The following is a 23,265-nucleotide window of genomic DNA, read 5'->3' as shown; positions in this document are numbered from 1 at the left end:
CTACTGCCCGGGTGCGGCTCGGGTGCAGGCGACCGACCCCCATATATGCTGCCCAAACGGTGGAAACCGCTCAGCTCGGATCCGGAGGAACAGATGGGCGCTATCGTCATCGCGGAGGACGACCCGGATATCCGGGCGATGATCACCGAGAAGCTCTCCCGGGCCGGACACGAGGTGACCGCGACGGAGGACGGGGCGGCGGCGCTCATCGAGGTGCGGCGGAAAGTGCCGGACGTCGTCGTGCTCGACATGCAGATGCAGGGGCTCTCCGGGCTCGACGTGGTCCGGCTGCTGCGGGCCGACCGGAGCACGGCGGACGTGCCGGTGATCATGGTGACCTCGCACAGCCAGCCGCAGTACATCGGCGAGAGCTTCAACTCGGGGGTGAACGACTTCCTGGCCAAGCCGTTCTCGCCGAAGGAGCTCGCGGCCCGGATCGAGCACCTGATGCGGGGCGGCCCGCCGGCCGTCGACCCGGCGGTCACGGCGGTTCCGGTGGCCCAAGCGGTTCCGGTGGCCCAAGCGGTTCCGGTGGCCCAAGCGGTTCCGGTGGCTCCTCTGGCTTCGGTGGCGCAGCCGCAGGTGGCGGCCTCGGTGCAGGCCGAGGTGGTGGCGGCGGCGCTGGTGGCGACGGAGGAGGCGGAGACCACGGTGGGGCGGCGGCGCTTCTTCCGGCTGCTGACGTCGTCCTCGGAGCCGAACTGACGGCTATCGTTCGAGCGTGATCGACGAGAGCGGCACGGCCTACGCCGTCGTGGCGTTCGGCGAGGCCGGCGCCGCGGCCGCCGCGAAGTGGATCGAGCGGTTGCGAGAACTCGGCCGCCCGCTCTGGGCCTGGCACGGCCCGCCCGGAGCGGACGACGGTCCGGCCGCGCTGGCCGGGCAGGTGCGCGGGGCCCGCGTCGGGTGGCGGTTGCTGGTGGCCGGCCCGGAAGCGGACGTGCTGCGGGCCCGGGCGGTCGCGATCGACGGCGGCGCGGTCCCGGCCGAGGTGACCGCGGTGGTCACCGACGACCGGTGGCGGCGGGTCTGGTGCCCGCACTGCGGTGCGACGACGCCGACCGACGGGCCTTCGGTGCGGTGTTCGGGCTGCGGGCGGGCGCTGGTGGTTGGGCACCACCTGTCCCGGCGGCGGGCCGCGTACCTGGGGTCGCTCGCGTGACCGTGCTCGACCTCGTCGTCCGGGCCGGCACCGGGATCGCGGCCGGGATCCGCGAGATCACGCTGGCCGCCGCGGACGGGCGCCCGCTGCCCCCGCACCCGCCCGGGAGCCACCTGGTCGTGGAGTGCGGGCCGGTCCGCAACGCGTACTCGCTGACGAACGCCGGGTTCGACACCTACTCGATCGCCGTGCTGCGCCGGTCCGGCGGCTCGGCGTACCTGCACGGCCTGCGGCCCGGCGACCGGCTCGCCGCGTCGCCGCCCCGGTGCGCGTTCGCGCCGGTGGCCACCGCCCGCAAGCATCTGCTGATCGCCGGTGGCATCGGGATCACCCCGATGGTGGCGCACGCCCGGGACGCCGCCCGCTGGGGCCGCGACGTCGAACTGCTCTACGTCCACCGCCCGGACGCCGGTGCGTTCGCGGACGAGCTGTCGGATCTGCTCGGGCCGCGGCTGCACCGGGTCACCGACCGGGACGCGTTCGGGGCCGCGCTCACCGGCGCGCTGCGCGACCAGCCGCTCGGCACCCATCTGTACGTCTGCGGACCGGGTCCGCTGCTCGACCGGGTGCTCACCGAGGCGGCCACCGCCGGGTGGCCGCCGTCCCGCCTGCACCTGGAGCGTTTTGTCGCCGCCGAGCTCGACCCGGGCCGGGAGTTCGTCGCGCGGCTGGCCCGCTCGGCCCGGGACGTCGTCGTGCCGCCGGGCACGAGCCTGCTCGATGCGCTGCGCGCGGCCGGGATCGACGTCCCGAACCTGTGCCGGCAGGGCATCTGCGGCGAGTGCCGGGTCCCGGTGCTGGCCGGGACGCCCCTGCACCGCGACGAGTACCTGACCGACGACGAGCGGACCGGCGCGGTGATGTGCTGCGTTTCGCGCAGTGAGACCGCCACTCTGGAGCTGGATCTCTAACCGTCGCCCCGAGCTTGAGACCCAGGAGGCGTCGGTCGGACCGTTGCGCGCGACCGGCGAGCGCACGGTGGACGTCCGGGCCGGCGGAGCGGCTCAGCCCACCGGGGTCAGGCCCAACCGGGCGGCTTGGCGGTGCAGGGACGCGACGACCTCGTCGGGGGTGCGATCGGGCAGGCCCCAGATCGCGTCGGTGACCCCGGCGGACTCCCACGACTCCAGCAGTTCCGGGCTCGGCTTCGTGGTCGCCAGCACGTGGATCTGGGGCCGGCCCCCGCGCCCGGCCGCGGCCCAGGCCTCGCGCAGCTCGTCGGCCCGGGCGTGCAGACCGGTCTCGGTCGGCGTGGTCATCCAGCCGTCGGCTGTGCGGGCGATCCAGGCGAACGTCTTCGGGCCGCCGCCCGCGCCGATGATCAGCGGGACGTGCGGCTGCACCGGCTTCGGGTAGGCCCACGACGGGCCGAACGAGACGTGGTCACCCTGGTACTCGGCGACCTCCTGGGTCCAGAGCGCCCGCATCGCCTCGACGTACTCGCGCAGGACGCCCCGGCGCCGCTTCGCGTCGACGCGGTGATCGGCCAATTCGTCGGTGTTCCAGCCGAACCCGGCGCCGAGCGTGACCCGGCCGCCGGAGAGGTGGTCGAGCGTCGCGATCGTCTTGGCCAGCGTGATCGGGTCGGACTCGACCGGGAGTGCGACCGCCGTCGCCAGGCGGATGCGGCTGGTGGCCTGGGCCGCGGTGGCGAGCGCGACCCACGGGTCGAGCGTGCGGGAGTACCTGTCGTCGGGGAGCGCGGCGCCGCCGGTGCCCGGGTGAGGGGCTTCCCGGCGGACCGGGATGTGGGTGTGCTCGGGCACGTAGAACGTCTCGAACCCGGCGTCTTCGGCGGCCCGGGCCGCGTCGGCGGGGCGGATTCCCCGGTCACTGGCGAACAGCACGACGCCGTGCCTCATGTGCACCCTCTCCACAATTAGAACGTGTTCTAGAGGGAATGGTAGGGGTGCGGCGTGGCCCGGAGGAAGCCGAACGTAGGGTCGGAGCTCGGCGTGAGGAGACGACACACATGCGCTGGATCACCTACGGGCCCGCCGACCGGGCCGGTCTGGTCGTCGACGACCTCGTCCACGGCCTCGACGAACCCCTGCTCGACCTGCTCGGCGATCTCGGCGCCGCCGCCGGGCGAGCCCGCTCGGCCCCGGCCGAGACCCTGCCGCTCGCCGCGGCCGATCTGCGCGCACCGATCCCGCAGCCGCCGTCGGTGCGCGACTTCCTCTCGTTCGAGGAACACGCGCGCAACGCGTCCGCCGCGTTCGGGCGGTCCGTCAACCCGGTCTGGTACGAGCAGCCGGTCTTCTACTTCAGCAACCCGGCCGCGATCCGCGGGCCCCACGACGACGTGCCGGTCTCCCCGGGCTCGGCCCGGTTCGACTACGAGGTCGAGGTCGCGGCCGTCGTCGGCCGGCCCGGTTCCGACCTGACCCCGTCCGAGGCCGAGGACCGCATCGCCGGGTACACGATCCTGGTCGACTGGAGCGCGCGTGACGTCCAGCGGCAGGAGTCCGGCGCGGGGCTCGGCCCGGCCAAGGGCAAGGACGGGGCCACGTCTCTCGGCCCGTTCCTGGTGACGCCGGACGAGCTCGCCGACCGCCGGGCCGGGAACGGGTACGCGCTGCGGATGTCGGCCTCGGTCAACGGCACCGCCCACGGCGGCGGCAGCTGGTCCGACCTGCACTGGTCGTTCGGCCAGATGCTGGCCTACGCCTCCCGCGGCACCCGCCTGCGGCCGGGGGACGTGGTCGGCAGCGGCACGGTCGGCACCGGGTGCCTGCTGGAGCTCTCGTCCCTGCACGGCGAGGACGCCTATCCCTGGCTGCGTCCCGGTGACGAGGTCACGGTGGAGGTCGAGCGGCTGGGAGCGGTTCGCGCCCGGATCACCCCGGCCCCCGCCGTCGTCCCGCTCACCTGAGCGGAGGCAGACTGGAGTCCATGCGCGCAGTGGTCTACAGCGAAACCGGTGGTCCCGACGTCCTGCGACTGGTCGAGCGGGAGGTCGCGGAACCGGGGCCGGGCGAGGTCCGCGTCCGGGTGGTGTTCTCCGGTGTCAACCCGACGGACTGGAAGTCCCGGGCTGGGGCGAGCGCCCGCCGGGGCGCTCCGGTCACCGGCGAGATCGTCCCGAACCAGGACGGCTCCGGCGTCGTCGACGCGGTCGGCCCCGGCGTCGACCGGCTCGCCCCCGGCGACCGGGTCTGGACGTACCTGTCGGCCCACCAGCGTCCGACCGGCACCGCGCAGGAGTACACCGTGCTCCCGGCCGAGCGGGTCGTGAAACTCCCCGACGGCGCGAGCTTCGAAGTCGGCGCGAGCCTCGGCGTCCCGGCGATGACCGCCCACCGGGCCCTCACGGTCGCCGAAGACGGGCCGTCGCGCCTCGCGCCCGGTGCCCTCGACGGACGTACGGTCCTGGTCGCGGGTGGCGCCGGAGCGGTCGGCCACGCGGCGATCCAGCTCGCCCGCTGGGCCGGCGCGACCGTGATCACGACGATCAGCGGCACGGAGAAGGCCGCGCTGGCCACCGCCGCCGGTGCGCACCACGTGGTCAACTACCGGGAGGACGACGCGGCCGCCGCGATCCGGACGATCGCGCCCGGCGGCGTCCACCAGGTCGTCGAGGTGTCGCCGTCGCGGAACGCGTCGCTCAACCAGGCCGTGCTCGCCAACCACGGCGTGGTCGCGGTCTACGCGAACGACGGCGGCGCCGGGGTGACGCTCGACGTCGCCGGGCACTTCGCGACCAACGTCCGCTACCAGTTCCTGCTGCTCTACACGGTCGGGCAGCCCGCGCTCGACGCCGCCGCCGAAGACCTCACCCGTGCGCTCGAGGACGGCGCGCTGCCGGTCGGCGAGGAGCACGGCCTGCCGATCCGGCGGTACGCGCTGGAGCAGACCGGCGACGCGCACGACGCGGTCGCGAACGGCGCCGTGGGCAAGGTGCTCGTCGAGGTAGGCGCGCCATAGAACGAAGGCTGGCGCTGCTGGTCGCGGCCGCCTACTTCATGGAGATCCTCGACGTCACGGTGATCGCACCGGCCGCACCGGCGATCGCCGCCGAGTTCGGCGTCGACGCGGTCGACGTGAACGTCGCGATCACCGCGTACGCGCTCACGCTCGGCGTGCTGATCCCGGTCAGCGGGTGGCTGGCCCGCCGCTACGGCGTCCGCCCGGTCTTCCTGACCGCGTTGCTGGTCTTCTCGGCCGCGTCCGCCGGCTGTGCGCTCGCGCCCGGCCTCGCATCGCTCACCGCGACCCGCGTCCTGCAGGGCGTGGGCGGGGCGCTGATGGTCCCGGTCGGCCGTCTGATGATCCTGCGGACGACGCCCAAGCGCGATCTCGTGCGGGCGATCGCGTACCTCACGTGGCCCGCGTTGCTGGCGCCCGTGGTGGCGCCGCTGGTCGGCGGGGCGCTGGCCGAGTACGCGTCCTGGCGGTGGATCTTCGTGATCAACGTGCCGCTCGGGCTGGCCGCGCTCACGGTCGGGTTCCGGCTGGTGCCGTCGCTGACCGAGGAGGACGCGCCGGGGCCGCTGGACCGGACCGGGTTCGTGCTCACCGCGGCCGGCGTGGCCGGGCTGGTGGTGGCGGCGGAGAGCGTGCGCTCGGGGTTCGGGCCGGTGGTGGTGATCGCGCTGGTCGTGACCGTCGCCGGGCTGGCGGCGGCCGGGCGTCACCTGCTGCGGGCGGCGAACCCGCTGGTCGACCTGCGGACACTGCGCGTACGGACGTTCCGGACGACCGCGGTCAGCGGGGCGGTGTACCGGGCGCTGATCACCGCGATCCCGTTCCTGCTGCCGTTGTTCTTCCAGATCGGGTTCGGATGGTCGGCGACCGGGGCCGGGCTGGCGCTGATGGCGCTGTTCGTCGGCAACGTCGGGATCAAACCGGCGACGACGCCGCTGATGCAGCGGTTCGGGATCCGGACCGTGCTGCTGGTGTCGATCGCGGTCGGGGTGGCGTGCCTGGCCGGCCTGGCACTGCTGACGCCGGCCCTGCCGATCCCGGTGACGCTGTTGTTGCTGCTGCTCGGCGGGGTCGCCAGGTCGACCGGATTCACCGCGTACAACAGCGTGGCGTTCGCCGACGTCGGCCCGTCGGAGCTCAACCACGCCAACACGCTGCTGTCGACGCTGCACGAGCTCGGTACCGGTCTCGGCGTGGCGGTGGCGGCCCTGCTGGTGCGACTCGGGGGCCTCGTCGCCGACGGGTCGTCGGCCCCGTTCCGGGTGGCGTTCGCGCTGCTCGCGGCGCTGATGCTGGTGCCCGCCGCGGGCGCGCTGCGCCTTCCGCGCACGGCCGGCGACCACGTGACCGGCCGGGCCGCGGCGCCGGCCCCGAGGCAGGCGTAGGTGACGAGGCGGGCGTAGGTGACGCGCCGCGCGAGGCGGTGGCGGCTCAGCAGGGCCGGCCGAGCGGGATCCGCAGCGTGACGCCGTTGATCACGACCGGCAGGCAGGCCGGCGCGTCCACCGAGTAGCCGCCGGGGTAGGCCAGCCACGGCCCGTGCGCGCCGGCCGGTTGCGGGCAGACCGGGACGTACAGCGTCCTGGTCCACTCGGAGCCGGTGTTGCCCCAGCTGATCGCCGCCTCCGGCCCGACGCTCAGGGTCGCCGTGCGGCCGGCGCGGACGAGCAGGCCGGTCTTGCCGAACCGGTGGTGCGGATCGAGCGGCGCCGACGCGGAGAGCCCCACCGGTTCGCGGTCGGCCAGCGCGATCACGCCGGCCGCGGTGGTGTAGCCCGCCGGCGGTTCCGCGAGGGTGTCGATCGGAGCGCTGCAGTCCAGCGCGACCGCCCCGGACGGCAGAGCCGGTGCCGGCGGGGTCACCGGCGCCGGCGGGGACGGAGGCCCGGACGGTGCCGGTGACGGGTCGCCGGTGCACCCGGTCAGCGCACAGCACACCACCACGACTCCCAGTGCGGCTCGCATGGCCCGCACGGTAGTGCTACGACACCAGAGGCTTCAGCGCTTCGCCGGCCAGCGTGACGATGCCCGGCCGGTGGCCGTTCATCGGCATGTTGATCGTCAGCCCGGTGATGCCCTGATCGAGCACGCGCTCCTGCAGCATCTCCGCGACCTGCTCCGGCGTCCCGGCGATCGCCCGGGCCCTGGCCGCCTCCGGCAGCCCGTCGAGCACGCCCTTGACGTCGGCCTCGGTCTCACCGAGCAGCACCGACGTCAGAAAGCTGGTCGCCAGCGTCGACGGGTCACGCCCGGCCTCCTCGCACCGCTCGCGCAGCGCGGCGACCTTCCGGGGCAGGTCGGCCGGAGCGCAGATGATGTTCATGTGGTCGGCGAACAGCGCCGCGAGCCGGAACGTCTTCTTCTCGCCCGACCCGCCGAGCATGATCGGGATCGTCGGCCGCAGCCGCGGGTTGTTCATCGCGTTCCGGACCGAGTACCACTTGCCGGAGAACGTGGGGTTCTCGCCCCGCAGCATCGGCGCGATGATGTTCAGCGCCTCCTCGAGTTTCTCGAACCGGTCGGTGAACGTCCCGAACTCGTACCCGAAGTCGTCGTGCTCGCGCTCGAACCAGCCGGCCCCGATGCCGAGGATCGCGCGTCCCTTCGACACCAGGTCGAGCGTCGTGACGGTCTTCGCCAGCATCGGCGGGTTCCGGTACGTGTTGCCGGTGACCAGCGTCGACACCTGGATCGTCGAGGTGCTGGCGGCGATGCCCGCCAGCGCGGTGTAGGCCTCCAGCATCGGGTTGTCGGGCGTCCCGAGGCCCGGCAGTTGGTAGAAGTGGTCCATCACCAGCACGGTGTCGAACCCCGACGCCTCGGCCTCGCGGGCCTGCGCGACCACCGTCTCGAACAGCCGTTCGTTCGGGATGCCCGCGTAGGTGAAATTCGGAATCTGGTAGCCCAGGCGAATCGTCATGGTCGGACGATAACCCCGCGAGATGGCCGTCCGAGTAAATAGAACCGGTTATAGTGCAGCGATGATCGAGTCCGAGTTCATCACCTGGAATGCGCCGGACGGCGAAAATCCGGCGCGGGCGGCCTCGCAGCGTTCCTACGACGCGGTCGGCCGCAAGGCCAAGGACGAGTGGCTGCGGCTGTTCACCGACGATGCGCTGCTGGAAGACCCGGTGGGCCCGTCGTTTTTCGATCCCGAGGGCAAGGGCCACCGCGGCGCCCACGGCATCGGCGCGTTCTGGGACACCGTGATCGCGCCGGTGAAGCGGTTCCACTTCACCGTGCACGACTCGTTCGCCAACAGCGTCCACTGTGCGAACGTCGCGACGTTCAGCACCGAGCTCGACGACGGCACGCTGGCCGACACCGAACTGGTGAGCGTCTACCGGCTCGACGGCTCCGGGCGCATCGAGCTGATGCGCGCCTACTGGGAGGTCGAGCGCACGCTCGCGTCGATCCGCAAGCCTTGACCGGCTCGGGCGTGCGCCTCTAGATTCCGCCGAAACGAGAACGCGTTCCAATGGCGGGAGGCGTACGGTGGCTGAACTGAACGACCCCGAGGCCGAGCCGGGCCGGGAAGCAACCAAGATCACGACCACGGTGACCGACCTGGTCGACTTACGCCGCCGGCTCACCGGCTGGCTGGCGGCGAAGACCGGGGGACCGGTCGAGGTCGGGGAGGTGACCCGGCCCGACGGAAACGGGCTCTCCAGCATCTCGCTGCTGTTCGACGCGGCCTGGCGGGAAGACGGTCACGCCGTCCGGGCCGGGCTCGTCGCCCGGCTGCCCCCGGACGCCACCTCGTACCCGGTGTTCCCCCGGTACGACCTGCGCCGGCAGTACGACGTGATCAGCGCGGTCGCCGCGCACACCGACGTCCCGGTGCCCCGGCTGCGCTGGATCGAGGAGTCCCCGGACGCGCTGGGCGTCCCGTTCATCGTCATGGACCGGATCGACGGCGGCCGGGTCCCGGTCGACAACCCGCCGTACGTCTTCGGCGGCTGGATCATGGACGCCGGCCCCGCCCGGCAGCGCGAGCTCCAGGACGGCGCGATCCGGGCGCTGGCCGGGGTCCACACCCTGAGCAACCCGGGCGAGCACCTGCCGAACCTCGCCGCGGAAGCCGGTGACGACCCCCTGCGGGCCCTCGTCGAGGAGCAGCGCTACTACTACGAGTGGGCGCTGGCCGGTGACGGCATCCGGATCCCGATCATCGAGGAGGCGTTCGGCTGGCTCGAGGCCCACTGGCCCGACGAGCCCGGCGAGACCGTCCTGTGCTGGGGCGACGCCCGGCCCGGCAACATCATCTACGACGGGTTCCGGCCGATCGCCGTCCTCGACTGGGAGATGTGCGCGCTCGGCCCGCGTGAGGTCGACCTCGGATGGATGATCTTCCTGCACCGCTTCTTCCAGGACATCGCCGAGATGTTCGAGGCGCCCGGCATACCCGGCATGTTCCGCCCGGACGACGCCGCTGCCACCTACGCCGAGGCCAGCGGGCACAGCGTCACGAACCTCGACTTCTACCTCATGTTCGCCGCCCTGCGACACGCGATCGTGATGGCCCGGATCAAACGCCGGTCGATCCACTTCGGAGAGGACACCGTGCCCCCCACGCCGGACGAGTACGTCCTGTTCCACCGCCAGCTCCGCCGGATGCTCGACGGCGGTGCCCCGTGAAGCCGACGCCGCTGGACGAGTACCCGATCCACCAGGCACCGCTGCCGATCGCGCGTGCCGCGACCAGCGACCGCAACTTCTACGACCGCAGCTACTTCAACGCCCACGACCGGACCGGTGACACGTTCCTGATCACCGGCCTGGGCACCTACCCGAGCCTCGGCGTGATCGATGCGTACGCGCTGGTGCGCCGGGGCGACATTCAGTACTCGGTGAAGTTCTCGGACGCGCTGGACGTCCGCGGCCTCGACCAGCGCGTCGGCCCGTACCGGGTCGAGGTCGTCGACGCGCTGCAGCGGATCCGGGTGATCTGCGACGCCGCCGACCTCGGCGTGGGATTCGACCTGACCTGGGAAGGCTCGTTCCCGGCGGTCATGGAACAGCCCCATCTGATGCTCAGCGGCCCCGCGGTCACGCTGGACGCCAGCCGGTTCGCCCAGGTCGGCACGTGGAGCGGGCAACTCGCCGTCGACGGCACCGACCTCACCGTCGATCCGGACACCTGGCTCGGTACCCGGGACCGCTCCTGGGGCATCCGGCCGTCCGGCGAGGCGCCCCCGGCCGGCAAACCGGCCGACCCCGGCCAGCAGGGCTTCTGGTGGCTGTACGTGCCGCTGCGGTTCGACGATTTCGCGCTGATCGTGATCGTCCAGGAGAGCCCGGACGGGTACCGGACGCTCAACGACGCCAGCCGGGTGTTCCCGGACGGGCGGGTCGAGCAACTGGGCTGGCCGCGGATCGACATCACCTACCGGAGCGGGACCCGGATCCCGACCGGCGCTCGCCTGCACTGCACGACGCCGGACGGCAAGCCGCTCGTCGTCGAGGTGGAGTCGCTGGTCGGCGTGCCGCTGCACGTCGGGGCCGGCTACGGCGGTGACCCGGACTGGAGCCACGGCACCTGGCACGGCCGGGAGTTCTCGCGGGCCGACCGCTACGACCTGACCGACCCCGCGGTCGCCGGACGCATCCCCTGGGGCGTCGTCGACCATGCCGCCAGGGCGACCTGCGACGGCGCGGTCGGCTGGGGGCTGTTCGAGCACGCGAGCGTCGGGCGGCACGACCCGTCGGGCTTCGCCGATTGGAGCGCGGTCGCACCCTAGCGTGCCCGGACGTCCATGCCCTTGTGGGTGATCGCGTACGGGAAGTAGAGCCGGACCGACGTCCGGCCGCCCAGCGTGTGCGTGAGCAGGACGTCCGCGAACTGGCGGGCGACCCACAGCCCCATCCCGTCTCCCGGCCTCACCGGTGGCCGGTACCCGGCGTCGGCCGGGATCGGCCGGCCCCCGGCGTCGTCGGCCTGGACGACGAGCGTGGTGCCGTGGTGCCAGGCCCGGACACGGACCGGCGCCGCGCCGTGGCACAGACCGTTGGTCACGATCTCGTTCGTGGCCGACGTGACCTGTTCGGCGGCCAGCCCGGCGAAGCCCTGCGACACCGCCCACGAGCCGATCGCGAACCGGCAGCCCGGCAGGTCGTCCAGACCGGACACCCCCAGGTCCTGATCGGTGGCGTCCGGCACCGGCGGCATCGTGACGTGGGCCCGGCCGTGGAGGTACTCGCTCGTCGGCACGAACCCGCGGTTGGGCTGCCGTCCGTCGCGGGTGAGTTCGTGGTCGTGGATGGCCCGGACGTTCTCGATCACCAGCGTGGGATGACGCCGGCTGTCCCAGAGGCACGTCACCGGGCAGCCGTAGGGGGCCAAGGCGTCGTTGCAGATCGCCTCGTAGCTCAGGTACGCCGCGACCCGGTCGATCGGAGCGTCCAGATCGGTCGCGACGTCCGGCTCGGCGACGACGTGCACGGACCGGCCGGCCGCGTACTGCTCCTGCAAGTACCGGCGGAAGCCCGAGAACGCGAAGCCGAGCCGCTGGTAGAACGCGTCCGGCGAGCCCCACTCCAGCCCGGACGCCGCCGGGCCCAGTGCGCGGCGCAGCGTCCGCTCGGTGTGCGGGCCGACGACCATCAAAACGGCCGAGCCCTCGGCGGCGTGCCGCCGGAGCACCGGGGCCAGCAACTGCTCGATCGAGTCGTCGGAGTCGACGATCAGCGCGGCGTGGTCGAACCCGCGGGTCTGGTGGCGGACCTCCGCGGTCACCGCGCCGCCCTCCGCGCGTCCGGGAGTCCGGACCGCGGCCCGTCACCGCGGCCGCCGAGTCCGGGCAAACGGTCACCCGTGTACATAGAGGTACCACCACCGCGAGAAGGACGAGAACGTCGGGTACCCGGAACTGTCGACAGCTTGCCAGTACTCTGCGTATCGCGCACGTCCCGCCCACGCAATTTTCCCGGGCACCCGGCCCTCGGGGGAGGCGTTCCCCACAGCCGGTCGGCACACCGAGCGGGGGGAAACGAAGCGGCGGGTGGAGTGGGCGGCCAGAATGAGCGGATGTCTTCACGGTTGAGCGGGCGGGAGCTCGCCTGGGACGGATGCGTCAACGTCCGTGACCTCGGCGGCCTGGGGTCCGTCCGGCCAGGGGCGCTGGTCCGGTTGGAGGCGCCGACCCAGCTCACCGCAGCCGGCTGGCGGGCACTCTGGGACCACGGCGTCCGCACGATCCTCGACCTGCGCGCGGCCGACGAGTGCGAGCCGGACCTGGCCCCGCGGCCGGCCGGGCTCACCACCGTGCGGGTGCCGCTCGACCCGGTCGGCACGCCGTTCTACGAGCGGTGGGTCCCGATCGACAACCTGGCGACGCCGCTGTACTTCCCGGCACTGCTGGCCGAGCACCCGGAACCGGTCGTGACGGCCGTGCGGGAGATCGCCGCGGCCGTGCCCGGGGGCGTGGCGTTCCACTGCGCCGGGGGCAAGGACCGCACCGGGCTCCTGGCCCTGGTGCTGCTCGCGCTGGCCGGGGCGACGCCGGACGAGATCATCGCCGACTACCTGCTGACCTACGACCGGATGAACGACGTGTACGCCGCGCTCGGCGTCCACGACCTGCTCGGGCGCACCGAGGCCAGGGTCGCGCAGCACGGCAGCACGATCAAGGATTCGCTCACCTCGACGATCACCTCGCTGGACGCGGCCGGCTTCCTGCGCGCCAACGGCCTGTCGGAGGACGAACTCGGGGCGCTGCGGGCCCGGATGTCGAGAACGCCGGATCGGCTCCGACCAGTGGGCACGAAGCCGATCTGAGGAGACGAATCATGGGCAAGGTCATCTACTGGGTGCACGCCTCGGTCGACGGATTCATCAACGGGCCCAAGGGCGAGTTCGACTGGCCGACAATGGGACCGGAGCTCTCGGCCTACTCCGAGGCCCTCGACCGGCGCACCGGCACGCTGCTGTTCGGACGCCCGGTCTGGGAGATGATGGTGGGCTTCTGGCCCCGGGCCGAGGAGCTCGACGACGACCCGCACACGCGCGCGTTCGCGCCGTTCTGGCGGGCGACGCCGAAAGTCGTGGTGTCGCGCAGCTACGCCGGCGACGAGTGGACGTCGGCGGTGATCACCGCCGAGAAGGTCCGCGACGTGGCCGCCCGCTCCGGGAAGGACGTGCTGCTCACCGGCGGCTCCGGGCTCGCGGCCTCTCTCACCGGGATGGGCCTGATCGACGAGTACCACGTGGCGACGCACCCGGTCGTGCTCGGCGGCGGCAAACCCCTGTTCGGCGCCACCGAGACACGCCACACCCTCGGCCTGACGAGTTCCCGGGTCCTCGACGACCGCGTCGTGGTGAGCGTCTACACGCTCAGCTGAACGTGAAGCGGACGCCGCCGACGTCGAGCGGCTCCGGGGGTGCGCCCACGGCCCGCAGCTCCACCGCCGAGAGCATCGTGCGCGGGCCGGACGCGAAGTGCACCGTCCGGGACCCCAGGGCCAGGGTCCCGGACGCGGTGTCCGCCCCGAAGACCACACCCCAGCGTGCGGCCTGGGCCACCGGGTCCGGGTTCTCGACGGTGACCGCCCGGACGTCGTCCACGAGTGGTGCCGGCGGCTCGACCCGGGGGATCGAATCCCAGAACCAGACCTCCGGATCCGCGATCTCGTCCAGCTCGATCAGCAGCCCCATGTCGCCGGGGTGCAGCTGCACGACCCGGTGGCCGTAGACCTCCAGGTCCGCCGCGACCCGGACGCCCTCGCGGGTGGCCCGGTCGACGTACGCCTGCACCGACGAGACCTGGATCGACAACGCGTAACCGCCGCCCCCGCCGCCCTTGCGCAGCCACGCCGCGATCGACGTGTCCTCGCGCAGGGGCGCGACGACCTCCAGGTGCGCCTCGGCGCCGACCCGGATCGTCTCGTCGGCCATCCCGATGTCTTCCAGGATCGGATCCGCGAAGCCCGGCGCCAGCCCGAACGCCTCCCGGAGCTGTTTCCCGGCCACGTCGGCGTCCGGTACGCCGAGCACGACCTGCCGCAGAATGATCATGAGATCGCCCGCTCCCGCCCGGCCCAATAGGGTTCCCGCAATTGCCGCTTCAGCACCTTCCCCGACGGATTCCGGGGGAGCGCGGCGACGAGCTCCACCGCGGTCGGGCACTTGTAGTGCGCGAGCCGCTCCCGGCAGTGCGCGATCACCGCGGCCGGATCCAGCACGGCACCGGGACGGGGGACGACGACCGCCAGCGGCGTTTCTCCCCACCTCTCCGACGGGGCGCCGATCACCGCGGCCTCCAGGACGTCCGGGTGGGACATGATCGCGTTCTCGACCTCGGCCGGGTACACGTTCTCGCCACCGGAGGAGATCATGTCCTTGATCCGGTCCTTCAGGAACAGGTACCCGTCCGCGTCCAGGTAGCCCGCGTCCCCGGTGCGGAACCACCCTCCGGGCCAGTACGACGCCGACGCTTCGTCCGGCCGCTGCCAGTACCCCTTGGTGACCTGGGGCCCGCGGGTGACGACCTCGCCGACCTCGCCGTCCGGCCGCACCGTGCCGGTCGCCGGGTCGAACACCGCCACGTCGACGCCGGGCACGGCCCGGCCGGCCGACAGCAGCCTGCTGCCGGCGCCGACCACGTGGTCGTCCGCGCCGAGCAGCGTCGTGACGCCGATCGTCTCGGTGAGCCCGTAGCTCTGGGCGAGCTTCGCGCCGAACACGCGCTGCGCGCCGACCATCACCGACTCCGAGATCGGCGACCCGCCGTACACGACCCATTCGACGCTCGAGTAGTCCGCGGACGAGGCCTCGGGCGAGGAGATGAACAGCTGCATCACGGTGGGCACCATGATCACGTGGGTGGCCCGGTGCCCGACGATCGCGCCGATCATCCCGGCCGGCGTGACCTCGGTGAACTGGACGATCCGCCCGCCGACGGCCAGCGCGATGAGCGACCAGCCCCCGGCCGCGATGTGGTAGTACGGCGTCGGTACGAGGCTCACCGACGCGGCCGACACGTCGAACTGCCGGCCGAACGCGTCGACCGCCCAGAGGAACCCGGCGACGGTCGTGGTGACGCCCTTCGGGCGCCCGGTGGTGCCGGACGAGTACATCAGGCAGAACAGGTCGTCGCCGGTGCTGTCGCGGTGCGGGTCCTCGCCCGGCGCGGCCGCGACGAACTCCTCGTAGGACGCACCCGTGACGAGCACCGGTCCCGGTACGGCTCCGGCCGGCACCAGGCCCACGAGCTCCGGTTCGACGACGAGCGCCGCCGGCGCGGCGTCCCCCAGGACCCATTCGACCTCGGGGCCGGCCAGCCGGAAATTCAACGGCACGACCACGAGGCCGGACTTCGCGCACGCGAAGAACAGCTCCCAGTACTCGGTCGCGTTCCGCGCCAGGTAGGCGACCCGGTCGCCGGGCTGCAGCCCGGCGGCCACCAGGCCGGCGGCCAGCGCGCTCGACCGGCGGTCGAGCGCGCCGTGGGTGACGTTGCGTCCGTCGCCGACCACGGCGGGGGCGTCGGGAGGGGTGTTCCGGATCAGGTCGGCCAGGCTCGAAGCCCGTGCGACGGCGTCAGCAACAGGGGAGATGGCTGTACTCATGGTCTCTCCCTTGAGACTCAGTCAGTGGGGGGAACGACCCGGATGTCGCGCCGGTGCACGACCGCGTTGCACTGATCGCACCGGAACTGCGGCTCGAACGGCGAACCGCACTGCTGGTGCGTCTCGATCAGCGCCGGGCCCTCGGGGGATCGGAACCAGTGCTGGCTCCACGCCAAGGCGGTGGCCACGACCGGGAAGAACGCCCGGCCCTTCTCGGTCAGGCGGTACTCGACCCAGTCGGGACGTTTGTGGTTCTGCGTCGCGACCAGGACGTCGATCGCGACGAACGCCCGGATCCGGTCGGCGACCAGCGTGGGCGGGGCCCCGAGCGCCTTCTCGAAGTCGGTGAACCGGGTGACGCCCCGGAACGCCGCACCCATCAGCGCCGACGCCCAGCGGTTGCCCAGGATCGTCATCGTGTCGGGGAACAGCCCGGCCACGCCGCTGACCGGCTCGGAGTCCCAGCGCCGCCGGGTCGACGCGGCCGGCACCGACCGCTCCCACGTCCCGCTCGGACCCCACTCGACGCCGATCTCGCGCGCCGCGGCCGGTTTGCCGCACGACGTGCACGAGAGCACCGGGTGGAACTCCCGCTCGCACACCGTGTGGACCATCAGCGGCAGGTCGTGGGCGGGCACCCACTGCCGCTCCCACTCCCAGATCGCGATCAGGAACGGCCACAGCGACCGGCTGCGGGTGGTCGTCAGGTACTCCGCCCGCATCGGGTTCGACTGGTAGACGTTGCGCCGCAGCAGGCCCTGCTCGGTCAGCAGGTTCAGCCGCGCGGTCAGTACCGCGTTGCTGATCGGCAGCGCGTTCTTGAACTGCCCGTATCGGGTGACGCCCTGCAGCGCCTGCTGGATCAGCAGCAACGTCCATTCGTCGCCGAGCAGCCCGAGCATCTTGCCGACGGCGTTGGTGCCTCCGGCTTCGAGTTCGGTGGGCTGCTCGTCGCTCATGGGTGCTCGATTCTGGGGGTTATAGGCCGATAGCCGCCGCTGCGGACTCTGCATTGTGCCAGCGCCGCAGCTCCGCCCCGGCGGCCCACGTCGAGTGCGTCCCGCTGGAAATTCGCTCGGGCAGTTTGAGCTTGCAAACTGGGCCATCGGTAATGCGTGAGGCGTCCAGGACCAGGCAGTACGACGCGTTCTCCACCATGTCGGTGGTCAGCGTGATCAGGTATCCGTCGTCCTCGCCGGACGAGCCCACGCGGGGCGCCATCGCGGTCTCCGACCCGTACACGCCGTCCCCGAACGACAGGTGCTCCTCGGCGCCGGTCAGCAGGTCGTGGCGGACCAGCCCGTCGAACAGGAACCACGACGGCTTGCCGGTCGCGGCCCAGGCGTACCGGTAGTTCCGGCCCAGGTGGGCACCGTTGATCATCCCGAACTCGGTGACCCGGTCGGAGAGCTGCTCCTCCTTCATCGCGCCGGTCACCAGGTCGAGCCGCCAGCGGTGCAGCCGGGACTGCATGCGGTCGAGCGCGAGGAACCGGAACGCGCGCTGCCACTTGTCGCCCATGCCGTTGTCGGCCGGCTCCGGGTCGCCCTGGAAGAATCCGTCCAGGACGATCTCGTGGCCGTCCTCGTAGGCGTTCGTGAAATGCAGGACGTACGTCGGTGAGGCTTCGAACCACCTGATCGCCTCGGAGGACCCCCGTCGGGGGATCACCGCGAACCGCGACGGTACGTCCCGGTGGAAGCGCGGTACGTGGACCCCGCGCTCCAGCGCGGCCGCGTCCCAGAACAGCGGGAAGTCGTTGAGGATCGCGTAGTTCTCGGTGAACGCCATGTCGTGCGGCAGCCGCGGCCCGGGCAGCGGCACGTCGACGTAGTGCACCAGCGCGTTGTTCTCGTCGACCACGCCGTAGTGCAGGTACGGCGCTTCCTTGCCGTAGTTGAAGAACAGCAGCTCACCGGTGCGGTCGTCGACCTTCGGGTGGGCCGAGACGCCCCACTCGAACGGGAACCGGCCGCCCCAGTCCTCCTTGCCCCGGGTGTCCGCGCTGTACGGGTCGACCCGGTACAGGTCGCCGCACTGGTAGAAGCTGGTCAGTGCCGTCCCGCGGTGCACGACGACGTCGGTGCTCGACGCGTCCTTCATCCGGCCGCGCGCGCCCCAGCCGTCGTCGCGGCGGGCCAGCGCGGGGTTCTCCGAGATACCGGCCCAGAGCGAGGCCCCGGCCTCGCTCTCGGCGAGCAGCCCGTCGGTCCGGACGAACCGGTTGCGGTAGAACGTCTTCCCGTCCCGGAAGCCGACGACGTGCACCATCCCGTCGCCGTCGAACGGGTGGTAGTTCTTCACCGACGGGTGCAGGGGGTTCTCGGTGTTGCGCAGGTAGACCCCGTCGAGGTCGGTCGGCACCTCGCCCTCGACGACCTCGAGGTCGTCCGCGCTCCACTCGTTCGTCTGCGGACGCCACGGCCCGGTGCGGTACGGGTGGTCGTCGTCCTCCGGGAGCGTGGACAGCATCCGGCCCACGATGTCGACGCTCATACCGCGGCCCCCTGGCCGACGACGAAACTCACGGTGGTGGCGGTGCTGCCGCCGAAGTTCAGCGTGCCGAACGTCTTCGCGCCCTCGACCTGGTACTCGCCGGCGTTGCCGGACACCTGCCGGGTGGCGTCGAGCAGCATCCGCACGCCGGACGCGCCGACCGGGTGGCCGCCACCGATCAGCCCGCCGCTCGGGTTGATCGGGAGCCGGCCGCCGATCGCGATGTCGCCGTTCTCGATCGCCTTCCACGACTCGCCGGGATCGGTGAGCCCGATGTGATCGATCGCGAGGTACTCGCTGGGGGTGAAGCAGTCGTGCGTCTCCAGGCCGTCGAGCTGGTCGAGCTCGATCCCGGCCCGGCCGAACGCGTCCTGCACCGCACGGCGCAGGTGGGGGAGGACGTACGGGTTGCCCTGCGACTTGTCCAGCTTCTGCCGCAACGGCAGGCCCACGGTCCGGTGGCCCCATCCGAGGATCCGCGCCCACGGGCGCAGCCGCGGGTTGCGGCGCAGGTACTCGTCCGTCACCAGGACGACGCCGGCGCCGCCGTCGGTGATCTGGCTGCAGTCGAACCGGCGGACGCGGCCCTCGACCGGAGGATTCACGGCGTCGTCAGCGGTCAGCGCGGGCACGTCCCAGCCCCGGGTCTGCGCGTGGGGATTGCGGCGGGCGTTGGCGAAGTTCAGCTCGGCGATCGCCCGCAGGTGCGTCTCGTCCAGGCCGTAGCGGTCGGCGTACTCGTCGGCGACCAGGCTGAACATGTGCGGCCACAGGAACTTGACCCCGTCACCCTCGTGGCCGGTCCAGGCCGCGGTGCCCAGGTGCTGCGCGGCCGTGTCGCCGGGCACGGTCTTTTCGAGTTCGACCCCGACGACGAGCGCGCTGTCGTAGTTTCCGGCCCGGAGGTCGGACATGGCCGAGAGGACCGCGATGCTGCCGGACGCGCAAGCGGCCTCGTGCCGGGACGACGGGGTCTCCCAGAGGTCGTCGCGGACCGTGGCCGGCATCGCGCCGAGGTGGCCCTGGCCGGCGAACAGCTCGCCGAACGCGTTGCCGACGTGCACCACGCCGATCTGTTCACCGCTCAGGCCGGCGGCGTCCAGCGTGCCGTCGACGACCTCACGGGTGAGGTCGGCCAAATCGCCGCCCTCGCGCGTGAGGTTCCGGGCGAAGTCGCTCTGGTATCCGCCCAGTACCCAGACGTCGTTGGTGGTCATGAGCGCGTTCTCCTTCCGCGGGGCTTGCACCTAAGCTACAACTAGCAGAGTATCTCCCGCTTGAAGCTGTGAAATTTTCTTTCCTCGGCGCGATGAGGAGACACCGATGTCTGGCAACGCCCTGGTACTCGACTACGTCCGCACGCCGCGCGGCAAGGCGTCCGCGAAGGGCGCTCTCCGTGGCGAGAGCGCCGTCGGTCTCGTCGTCGGACTGCAGCGCGAGCTGGCCCGCCGCACGAGCCTCGACGTCGAACAGGTCGAGGACGTCGTCCTCGGCTGCGCGTCGCAGGTCGACGAGCAGGGCGCTGACCTGGCCCGGACCGCGACGCTGCTCGCGCAGTGGGGCGATCGGGTACCGGGCGCGACGATCAACCGTTTCTGCGCCTCGGGCATCGACGCGGTCGGGCAGACCGCCGCCCGGGTCCGGGCCGGGGATCTCCGGCTGGCGGTCGCCGGTGGGGTCGAGAGCGTGTCCCGGGTGCCGATGTTCGCCGACCGCGGCCCGCTCTGGACCGACGCGGAGACGATCCGGCGCATCGGTGCGGTGCACATGGGCATCGCCGCCGACCTGAACGCGACGATCGAGGAGTTCGGCCGCGAGGAGCTCGATGCCTACGGCCTGGAGACCCAGCAGAAAGCCGCGGCCGCGCGGGAGCGGGGGGCGTTCGCGAGGTCGCTGGTGCCGGTGACCGCCGGCGCGGGCCTTCCGGGCCACGACCACGACCGGGCGGCCCGTCCGGACGGCGGCGACCGCGAGGTGGTCCTGCTGGACCACGACGAGTTGGTCCGGCCGCAGACCACGCTGGAGACGCTGGCCGGGTTGCCGCCGGCGTTCGCGGCGCTGGGCGAGAGCGGGCAGGACGCGATCGCGCTCGGGGCGTACCCGGGCGTCGACCACATCGACCATCTGCACACGGTCGGTACGTCACCGGCGATGGCGGACGCGGCCGCGTTGCTGCTGATCGGCGATGCGTCGGCGGCGGAGCGGGCGGGCCTGCGACCGCGGGCCCGGATCGTCGCGGCCGCGACGACGGCGGTGAACCCGGTCGTCATGCTCACCGCCGGTCAGAGCGCGGTGGAGGAGGTGATCGCCCGCGCCGGGCTGCGCCCCGCCGACATCGACGTGTTCGAGTTCGCCGAGGCGTTCTCCGCCCTCTGCCTGCGGTTCCGCCGTGATCTGGACGCCGGGCCGGACCGGCTGAACCCCCACGGGGGCACGATGGCGATGGGTCACGCGTTCGGCGCGACCGGGGCGATCCTGGTCGGAAGCTGCGTCGAGGCGCTGGAGGACCGGGACGGCCGCTACGGCGTCGCCGCGGTCTCCGGCGCCGCCGGGCTCGGCGTCGCCGTGCTGATCGAGCGGCTCCCCGCGTGACCGCCGCGGGCCCGGGCGGCCTCGCCGGGCGGGTCGTCCTCGTGACCGGAGGCGGCAAGGGGCTCGGGCGGGCCTTCGCTCTCGACGCGGCGGCGCGCGGTGCGCGGGTCGTCGTCAACAACCGGAACCGGGTCGTGGACGACGCGGGCCGCGGTCCGGCCGATCACGTCGTGCGGGAGATCGAGGCCGCCGGCGGCGAGGCGGTCGCCGACCACGGCGCGGTCGAGGACCCGGCCACCGCCGACCGGCTGGTGGCCACGGCCCTGGAACGCTGGGGACGCCTCGACGGCCTGGTGACCAGCGCCGCGATCAGCCGCCCGCAGATCTTCCACCGCACCAGCCCGGAGAACCTCCAGGAGGTGCTGGCCGTCAACGTGGTCGGCACCGCGCTGGTCGCCGCGGCCGCGTCCCGGGTCATGCGCGGCGCCGGGTACGGCCGGATCGTGCTGGTCGCGTCCACCGCGGGCCTGCACGGCGAGCCGACGGTGTCGGCCTACGCGGCGAGCAAGGGCGCGGTGATCGCGCTCGGGCGGACCGCGGCCGTCGAGGGTGCGCGGCGTGGCGTCCGGACGAACGTCGTGCTGCCGTACGCGACGACGCAGATGACCTCGGAGGGAATGGATCCGCGCTACGCCGGCCTGATGCGCGCCGAGGCGGTCGCGCCCCTGGTGAGCGCGCTGCTCGACCCCGGGTCGGAGATCAACGGACAGGTGATCGTCGCCGCGGCCGGAGGGATCCGGGTCGCGGACTCGGTCGAAGGCGGCACCGTCCGGTTCGACGGCACCACCGACCTGGCCGCCGCGATCGCGGCGAGCCGCGGCGGGAAACAGCACACCTACCCCGAAGCCCAGGCCGCGTTCCAGGACTTCGCCGCGGAGCTGATCCCGTGAACTGGACCGGCTTCGCGCTCAACGTGGTGCTGTGCGCCGTCGCGGCCGTCGTCTATTTCGGCGTGATCATGGCGGTCGCGATCCGGATCGGCAACCAGTCGATCATCGACATCTTCTGGGGCCCGGGGTTCGTGCTGATGGCCGCGGTCAGCTACCTGGCGTCGATCGGGTCCGGGGACGATCTCGGGCGTCTGGTCGTGCTGGCGCTCACCGCGGTCTGGGGCCTGCGGCTGGGCGTCTACATCGGCAACCGGAACCGGGGCCACGGCGAGGACAAGCGCTACACGGCGCTGATGCGCCACCAGACCGGGTCGAAGGTCGGGTTCCTGATCCGGAAGATCTACGGCCTGCAGGGCGTGCTGCTGGTGATCGTCTCGATCCCGGTGCAGCTCGCGATGTACGAAGACGGCGCGTTCGGCGTGTTCGGCCGGATCGGGGTGGCGGTCTGGGCGATCGGCTTCCTCTTCGAGGCGGTCGGCGACGCGCAGCTCGCCGCGTTCAAGAAGGACCCGGCCAACGAGGGCCGGATCATGGACCGCGGCCTGTGGGCCTGGACCCGCCACCCGAACTACTTCGGGGACGCCACGGTCTGGTTCGGTCTGTGGCTGATGGCCCTCGGACACCCGGCCGGTCTCGTCACGGTGTTCTCCCCGGTCGTCATGACACTGCTGCTGCTCCGGTTCAGCGGCAAGGCGCTGCTGGAGAAGGGCATGCGCAGGCGCCGCGGTGCCGCCTACGAGGAGTACGCGGCGCGCACCAGCGGGTTCTTCCCGCTGCCGCCGCGCCGGAAGGCGGCATGACGCTCGCCGGCCTGCTCGACGTGACACCGCTGGGTGGCGGCCGGTTCCGCGGCGAGAGCGACACGGTGGCGCTGCCGCAGCCGTTCGGCGGGGCGCTCGTCGGGCAGTCGATCGTGGCGGCGGGGCGGACCCTGCCCGGCGACCGGGCCGTCCACTCGATCCGGACGACGTTCCTGCGCGCCGGCGTGGTCGGGAAGCCGGTCGAACTCGACGTGACCCCGCTGCGGGACGGGCGGCGGGTGTCGGTGCTGGAGGTGAGCGTCCGCCAGGACGCGCGGGAGCTGTGCCGGTCGACGGTGTCGGCGAGCGCCGACCGGCCCGGCGGGATCTCGCACACGAGCGCGCCGGCGGCGGTGCCGGGTCCGTCGTCCAGCCCGTCGCTGGCCGAGCTGGCCGTCGACGACGGAGGGCTGGGCGAGTTCTGGGACGGGTTCTCGGCGGTCGACGTCCGGGTCGCGGGCGCGTTCGAGGACGGCCGGGTGCACGTCTGGATGCGGTGCGCGCCGCTGCCGGACGATCCGCTGTTCCACCGGGCCGGGCTGGCGTACGCCAGTGATCTGATGCTGATGGCGGCCGTGGTGGCCCGGCACGGTGTTCCGGTCGGGCACGAACGGACGCTGGCCCGGGAGTGGAACGCGGTGTCGCTCGACCACGCGGTGAGTTTCCCGGGGGAGACCCGGGCGGACGACTGGCAGCTGTTCACGCAGTTCTCGCCGAGCGCGGCCGGTGGGCGGGCCACGATCCTGGCCTCGGCGTCGGATACCGCCGGGAGGCCGTCGTGCGACGTCAGCCAGATGGCGCTGGTGTGGCCGTGCAATTAGGATCCCGATGA

At 72.5% G+C, this 23,265-nt stretch carries 24 protein-coding genes; 15 read left to right on the top strand and 9 right to left on the bottom strand.

Annotated elements, in window-relative coordinates:
• Positions 1–93 precede the first annotated feature (93 nt).
• The 3 genes from ACIBZJ_RS02690 to ACIBZJ_RS02680 are packed head-to-tail and all read left to right on the top strand — an operon-like array spanning position 94 to position 2,073.
• Positions 94–705: a response regulator transcription factor gene (locus ACIBZJ_RS02690; protein ID WP_395924720.1), complete on the top strand. Its 612-nt coding sequence runs from the start codon at positions 94–96 to the stop codon at positions 703–705.
• 16 nt (positions 706–721) lie between these two features.
• A complete protein-coding gene (locus tag ACIBZJ_RS02685) occupies positions 722–1,162 on the top strand; it encodes a dimethylamine monooxygenase subunit DmmA family protein (protein WP_395924718.1) in 441 nt (146 codons plus the stop codon).
• Positions 1,159–2,073 carry a PDR/VanB family oxidoreductase gene (locus tag ACIBZJ_RS02680; RefSeq protein ID WP_395924716.1) on the top strand — a complete coding sequence of 305 codons (915 nt, stop codon included), beginning with the start codon at positions 1,159–1,161 and terminating at the stop codon, positions 2,071–2,073. Before ACIBZJ_RS02685 ends, ACIBZJ_RS02680 begins: the two co-directional genes overlap by 4 nt.
• Before the next feature lie 93 nt (positions 2,074–2,166).
• Here the strand turns inward: ACIBZJ_RS02680 and ACIBZJ_RS02675 are convergent, their stop codons facing one another.
• A complete protein-coding gene (locus tag ACIBZJ_RS02675) occupies positions 2,167–3,024 on the bottom strand; it encodes an LLM class F420-dependent oxidoreductase (RefSeq protein ID WP_395924714.1) in 858 nt (285 codons plus the stop codon).
• Between the two features lie 110 nt (positions 3,025–3,134).
• Here ACIBZJ_RS02675 and ACIBZJ_RS02670 point away from each other — a divergent pair, with 110 nt between their 5' ends.
• The 3 genes from ACIBZJ_RS02670 to ACIBZJ_RS02660 are packed head-to-tail and all read left to right on the top strand — an operon-like array spanning position 3,135 to position 6,474.
• Positions 3,135–4,037, top strand: coding sequence for a fumarylacetoacetate hydrolase family protein (locus ACIBZJ_RS02670; RefSeq protein WP_395924712.1), 903 nt, complete (start codon positions 3,135–3,137; stop codon positions 4,035–4,037).
• Between the two features lie 20 nt (positions 4,038–4,057).
• Positions 4,058–5,089, top strand: coding sequence for an NADPH:quinone reductase (locus ACIBZJ_RS02665; protein ID WP_395924710.1), 1,032 nt, complete (start codon positions 4,058–4,060; stop codon positions 5,087–5,089).
• Positions 5,090–5,097: 8 nt separating this feature from the next.
• Entirely contained in the window at positions 5,098–6,474 is a 1,377-nt protein-coding gene (locus ACIBZJ_RS02660; protein ID WP_395925984.1) for an MFS transporter, read from the top strand.
• Positions 6,475–6,520: 46 nt separating this feature from the next.
• On the opposite strand, the gene ACIBZJ_RS02655 is transcribed toward ACIBZJ_RS02660, so the two are convergent.
• Both ACIBZJ_RS02655 and ACIBZJ_RS02650 read right to left on the bottom strand, forming a co-directional pair.
• Complete coding sequence (locus tag ACIBZJ_RS02655; protein WP_395924708.1) at positions 6,521–7,054, bottom strand: hypothetical protein; 534 nt, start codon at positions 7,052–7,054, stop codon at positions 6,521–6,523.
• 16 nt (positions 7,055–7,070) lie between these two features.
• The gene (locus ACIBZJ_RS02650; RefSeq protein WP_395924706.1) at positions 7,071–8,009 is read right to left on the bottom strand and encodes an LLM class F420-dependent oxidoreductase; all 939 of its coding nucleotides are present in this window, start codon (positions 8,007–8,009) and stop codon (positions 7,071–7,073) included.
• Between the two features lie 61 nt (positions 8,010–8,070).
• On the opposite strand from ACIBZJ_RS02650, the gene ACIBZJ_RS02645 reads away from it, so the two are divergent.
• The 3 genes from ACIBZJ_RS02645 to ACIBZJ_RS02635 all read left to right on the top strand — a co-directional run bounded on the left by ACIBZJ_RS02645 (position 8,071) and on the right by ACIBZJ_RS02635 (position 10,830).
• Positions 8,071–8,517 (top strand): nuclear transport factor 2 family protein, encoded by a 447-nt coding sequence (locus ACIBZJ_RS02645; protein WP_395924704.1) that lies wholly within the window; start codon positions 8,071–8,073, stop codon positions 8,515–8,517.
• A gap of 67 nt (positions 8,518–8,584) precedes the next feature.
• Positions 8,585–9,727, top strand: a complete 1,143-nt coding sequence (locus tag ACIBZJ_RS02640) for a phosphotransferase family protein (RefSeq protein WP_395924702.1) — start codon at positions 8,585–8,587, stop codon at positions 9,725–9,727.
• Positions 9,724–10,830 (top strand): hypothetical protein, encoded by a 1,107-nt coding sequence (locus ACIBZJ_RS02635; RefSeq protein WP_395924700.1) that lies wholly within the window; start codon positions 9,724–9,726, stop codon positions 10,828–10,830. Before ACIBZJ_RS02640 ends, ACIBZJ_RS02635 begins: the two co-directional genes overlap by 4 nt.
• On the opposite strand, the gene ACIBZJ_RS02630 is transcribed toward ACIBZJ_RS02635, so the two are convergent.
• The gene (locus ACIBZJ_RS02630) at positions 10,827–11,825 is read right to left on the bottom strand and encodes an MEDS domain-containing protein (RefSeq protein WP_395924698.1); all 999 of its coding nucleotides are present in this window, start codon (positions 11,823–11,825) and stop codon (positions 10,827–10,829) included. The two genes, ACIBZJ_RS02635 and ACIBZJ_RS02630, sit on opposite strands and share 4 nt — an antisense overlap.
• Positions 11,826–12,116: 291 nt before the next feature.
• Between ACIBZJ_RS02630 and ACIBZJ_RS02625 the strand changes: the two genes are divergently transcribed.
• Positions 12,117–12,866, top strand: a complete 750-nt coding sequence (locus tag ACIBZJ_RS02625) for a tyrosine-protein phosphatase (protein ID WP_395924696.1) — start codon at positions 12,117–12,119, stop codon at positions 12,864–12,866.
• An 11-nt stretch (positions 12,867–12,877) separates the two neighbouring features.
• On the top strand, positions 12,878–13,429 hold the full coding sequence (locus ACIBZJ_RS02620; RefSeq protein ID WP_395924694.1) for a dihydrofolate reductase family protein: 552 nt from the start codon (positions 12,878–12,880) through the stop codon (positions 13,427–13,429).
• Here the strand turns inward: ACIBZJ_RS02620 and ACIBZJ_RS02615 are convergent.
• From ACIBZJ_RS02615 to ACIBZJ_RS02595, 5 genes are read right to left on the bottom strand one after another with little or no spacing between them, the layout of a single operon-like run.
• Positions 13,422–14,102 carry a hypothetical protein gene (locus ACIBZJ_RS02615; protein ID WP_395924692.1) on the bottom strand — a complete coding sequence of 227 codons (681 nt, stop codon included), beginning with the start codon at positions 14,100–14,102 and terminating at the stop codon, positions 13,422–13,424. The genes ACIBZJ_RS02620 and ACIBZJ_RS02615 overlap by 8 nt on opposite strands.
• Positions 14,099–15,655 (bottom strand): long-chain-fatty-acid--CoA ligase, encoded by a 1,557-nt coding sequence (locus ACIBZJ_RS02610; RefSeq protein ID WP_395924690.1) that lies wholly within the window; start codon positions 15,653–15,655, stop codon positions 14,099–14,101. Before ACIBZJ_RS02610 ends, ACIBZJ_RS02615 begins: the two co-directional genes overlap by 4 nt.
• 17 nt (positions 15,656–15,672) lie before the next feature.
• Positions 15,673–16,614, bottom strand: coding sequence for a winged helix-turn-helix transcriptional regulator (locus tag ACIBZJ_RS02605; protein WP_395924688.1), 942 nt, complete (start codon positions 16,612–16,614; stop codon positions 15,673–15,675).
• Between the two features lie 19 nt (positions 16,615–16,633).
• The gene (locus ACIBZJ_RS02600) at positions 16,634–18,151 is read right to left on the bottom strand and encodes a carotenoid oxygenase family protein (RefSeq protein ID WP_395924686.1); all 1,518 of its coding nucleotides are present in this window, start codon (positions 18,149–18,151) and stop codon (positions 16,634–16,636) included.
• The gene (locus ACIBZJ_RS02595; protein ID WP_395924684.1) at positions 18,148–19,368 is read right to left on the bottom strand and encodes an acetyl-CoA acetyltransferase; all 1,221 of its coding nucleotides are present in this window, start codon (positions 19,366–19,368) and stop codon (positions 18,148–18,150) included. The genes ACIBZJ_RS02600 and ACIBZJ_RS02595 overlap by 4 nt, the downstream gene beginning before the upstream one ends.
• Positions 19,369–19,474: 106 nt before the next feature.
• On the opposite strand from ACIBZJ_RS02595, the gene ACIBZJ_RS02590 reads away from it, so the two are divergent.
• From ACIBZJ_RS02590 to ACIBZJ_RS02575, 4 genes are read left to right on the top strand one after another with little or no spacing between them, the layout of a single operon-like run.
• Complete coding sequence (locus ACIBZJ_RS02590; RefSeq protein ID WP_395924682.1) at positions 19,475–20,743, top strand: acetyl-CoA C-acyltransferase; 1,269 nt, start codon at positions 19,475–19,477, stop codon at positions 20,741–20,743.
• Complete coding sequence (locus ACIBZJ_RS02585; protein ID WP_395924680.1) at positions 20,740–21,633, top strand: SDR family NAD(P)-dependent oxidoreductase; 894 nt, start codon at positions 20,740–20,742, stop codon at positions 21,631–21,633. The genes ACIBZJ_RS02590 and ACIBZJ_RS02585 overlap by 4 nt, the downstream gene beginning before the upstream one ends.
• On the top strand, positions 21,630–22,433 hold the full coding sequence (locus ACIBZJ_RS02580; RefSeq protein ID WP_395924678.1) for a DUF1295 domain-containing protein: 804 nt from the start codon (positions 21,630–21,632) through the stop codon (positions 22,431–22,433). Before ACIBZJ_RS02585 ends, ACIBZJ_RS02580 begins: the two co-directional genes overlap by 4 nt.
• A complete protein-coding gene (locus tag ACIBZJ_RS02575) occupies positions 22,430–23,254 on the top strand; it encodes an acyl-CoA thioesterase (protein ID WP_395924676.1) in 825 nt (274 codons plus the stop codon). The genes ACIBZJ_RS02580 and ACIBZJ_RS02575 overlap by 4 nt, the downstream gene beginning before the upstream one ends.
• Positions 23,255–23,265: the final 11 nt, after the last annotated feature.

It is taken from the genome of Cryptosporangium sp. NPDC051539, assembly GCF_044454545.1.
In the GTDB taxonomy this organism is placed as follows: Bacteria; Actinomycetota; Actinomycetes; order Mycobacteriales; family Cryptosporangiaceae; genus Cryptosporangium.
This window is presented reverse-complemented; position numbering and strand designations above follow the sequence as displayed.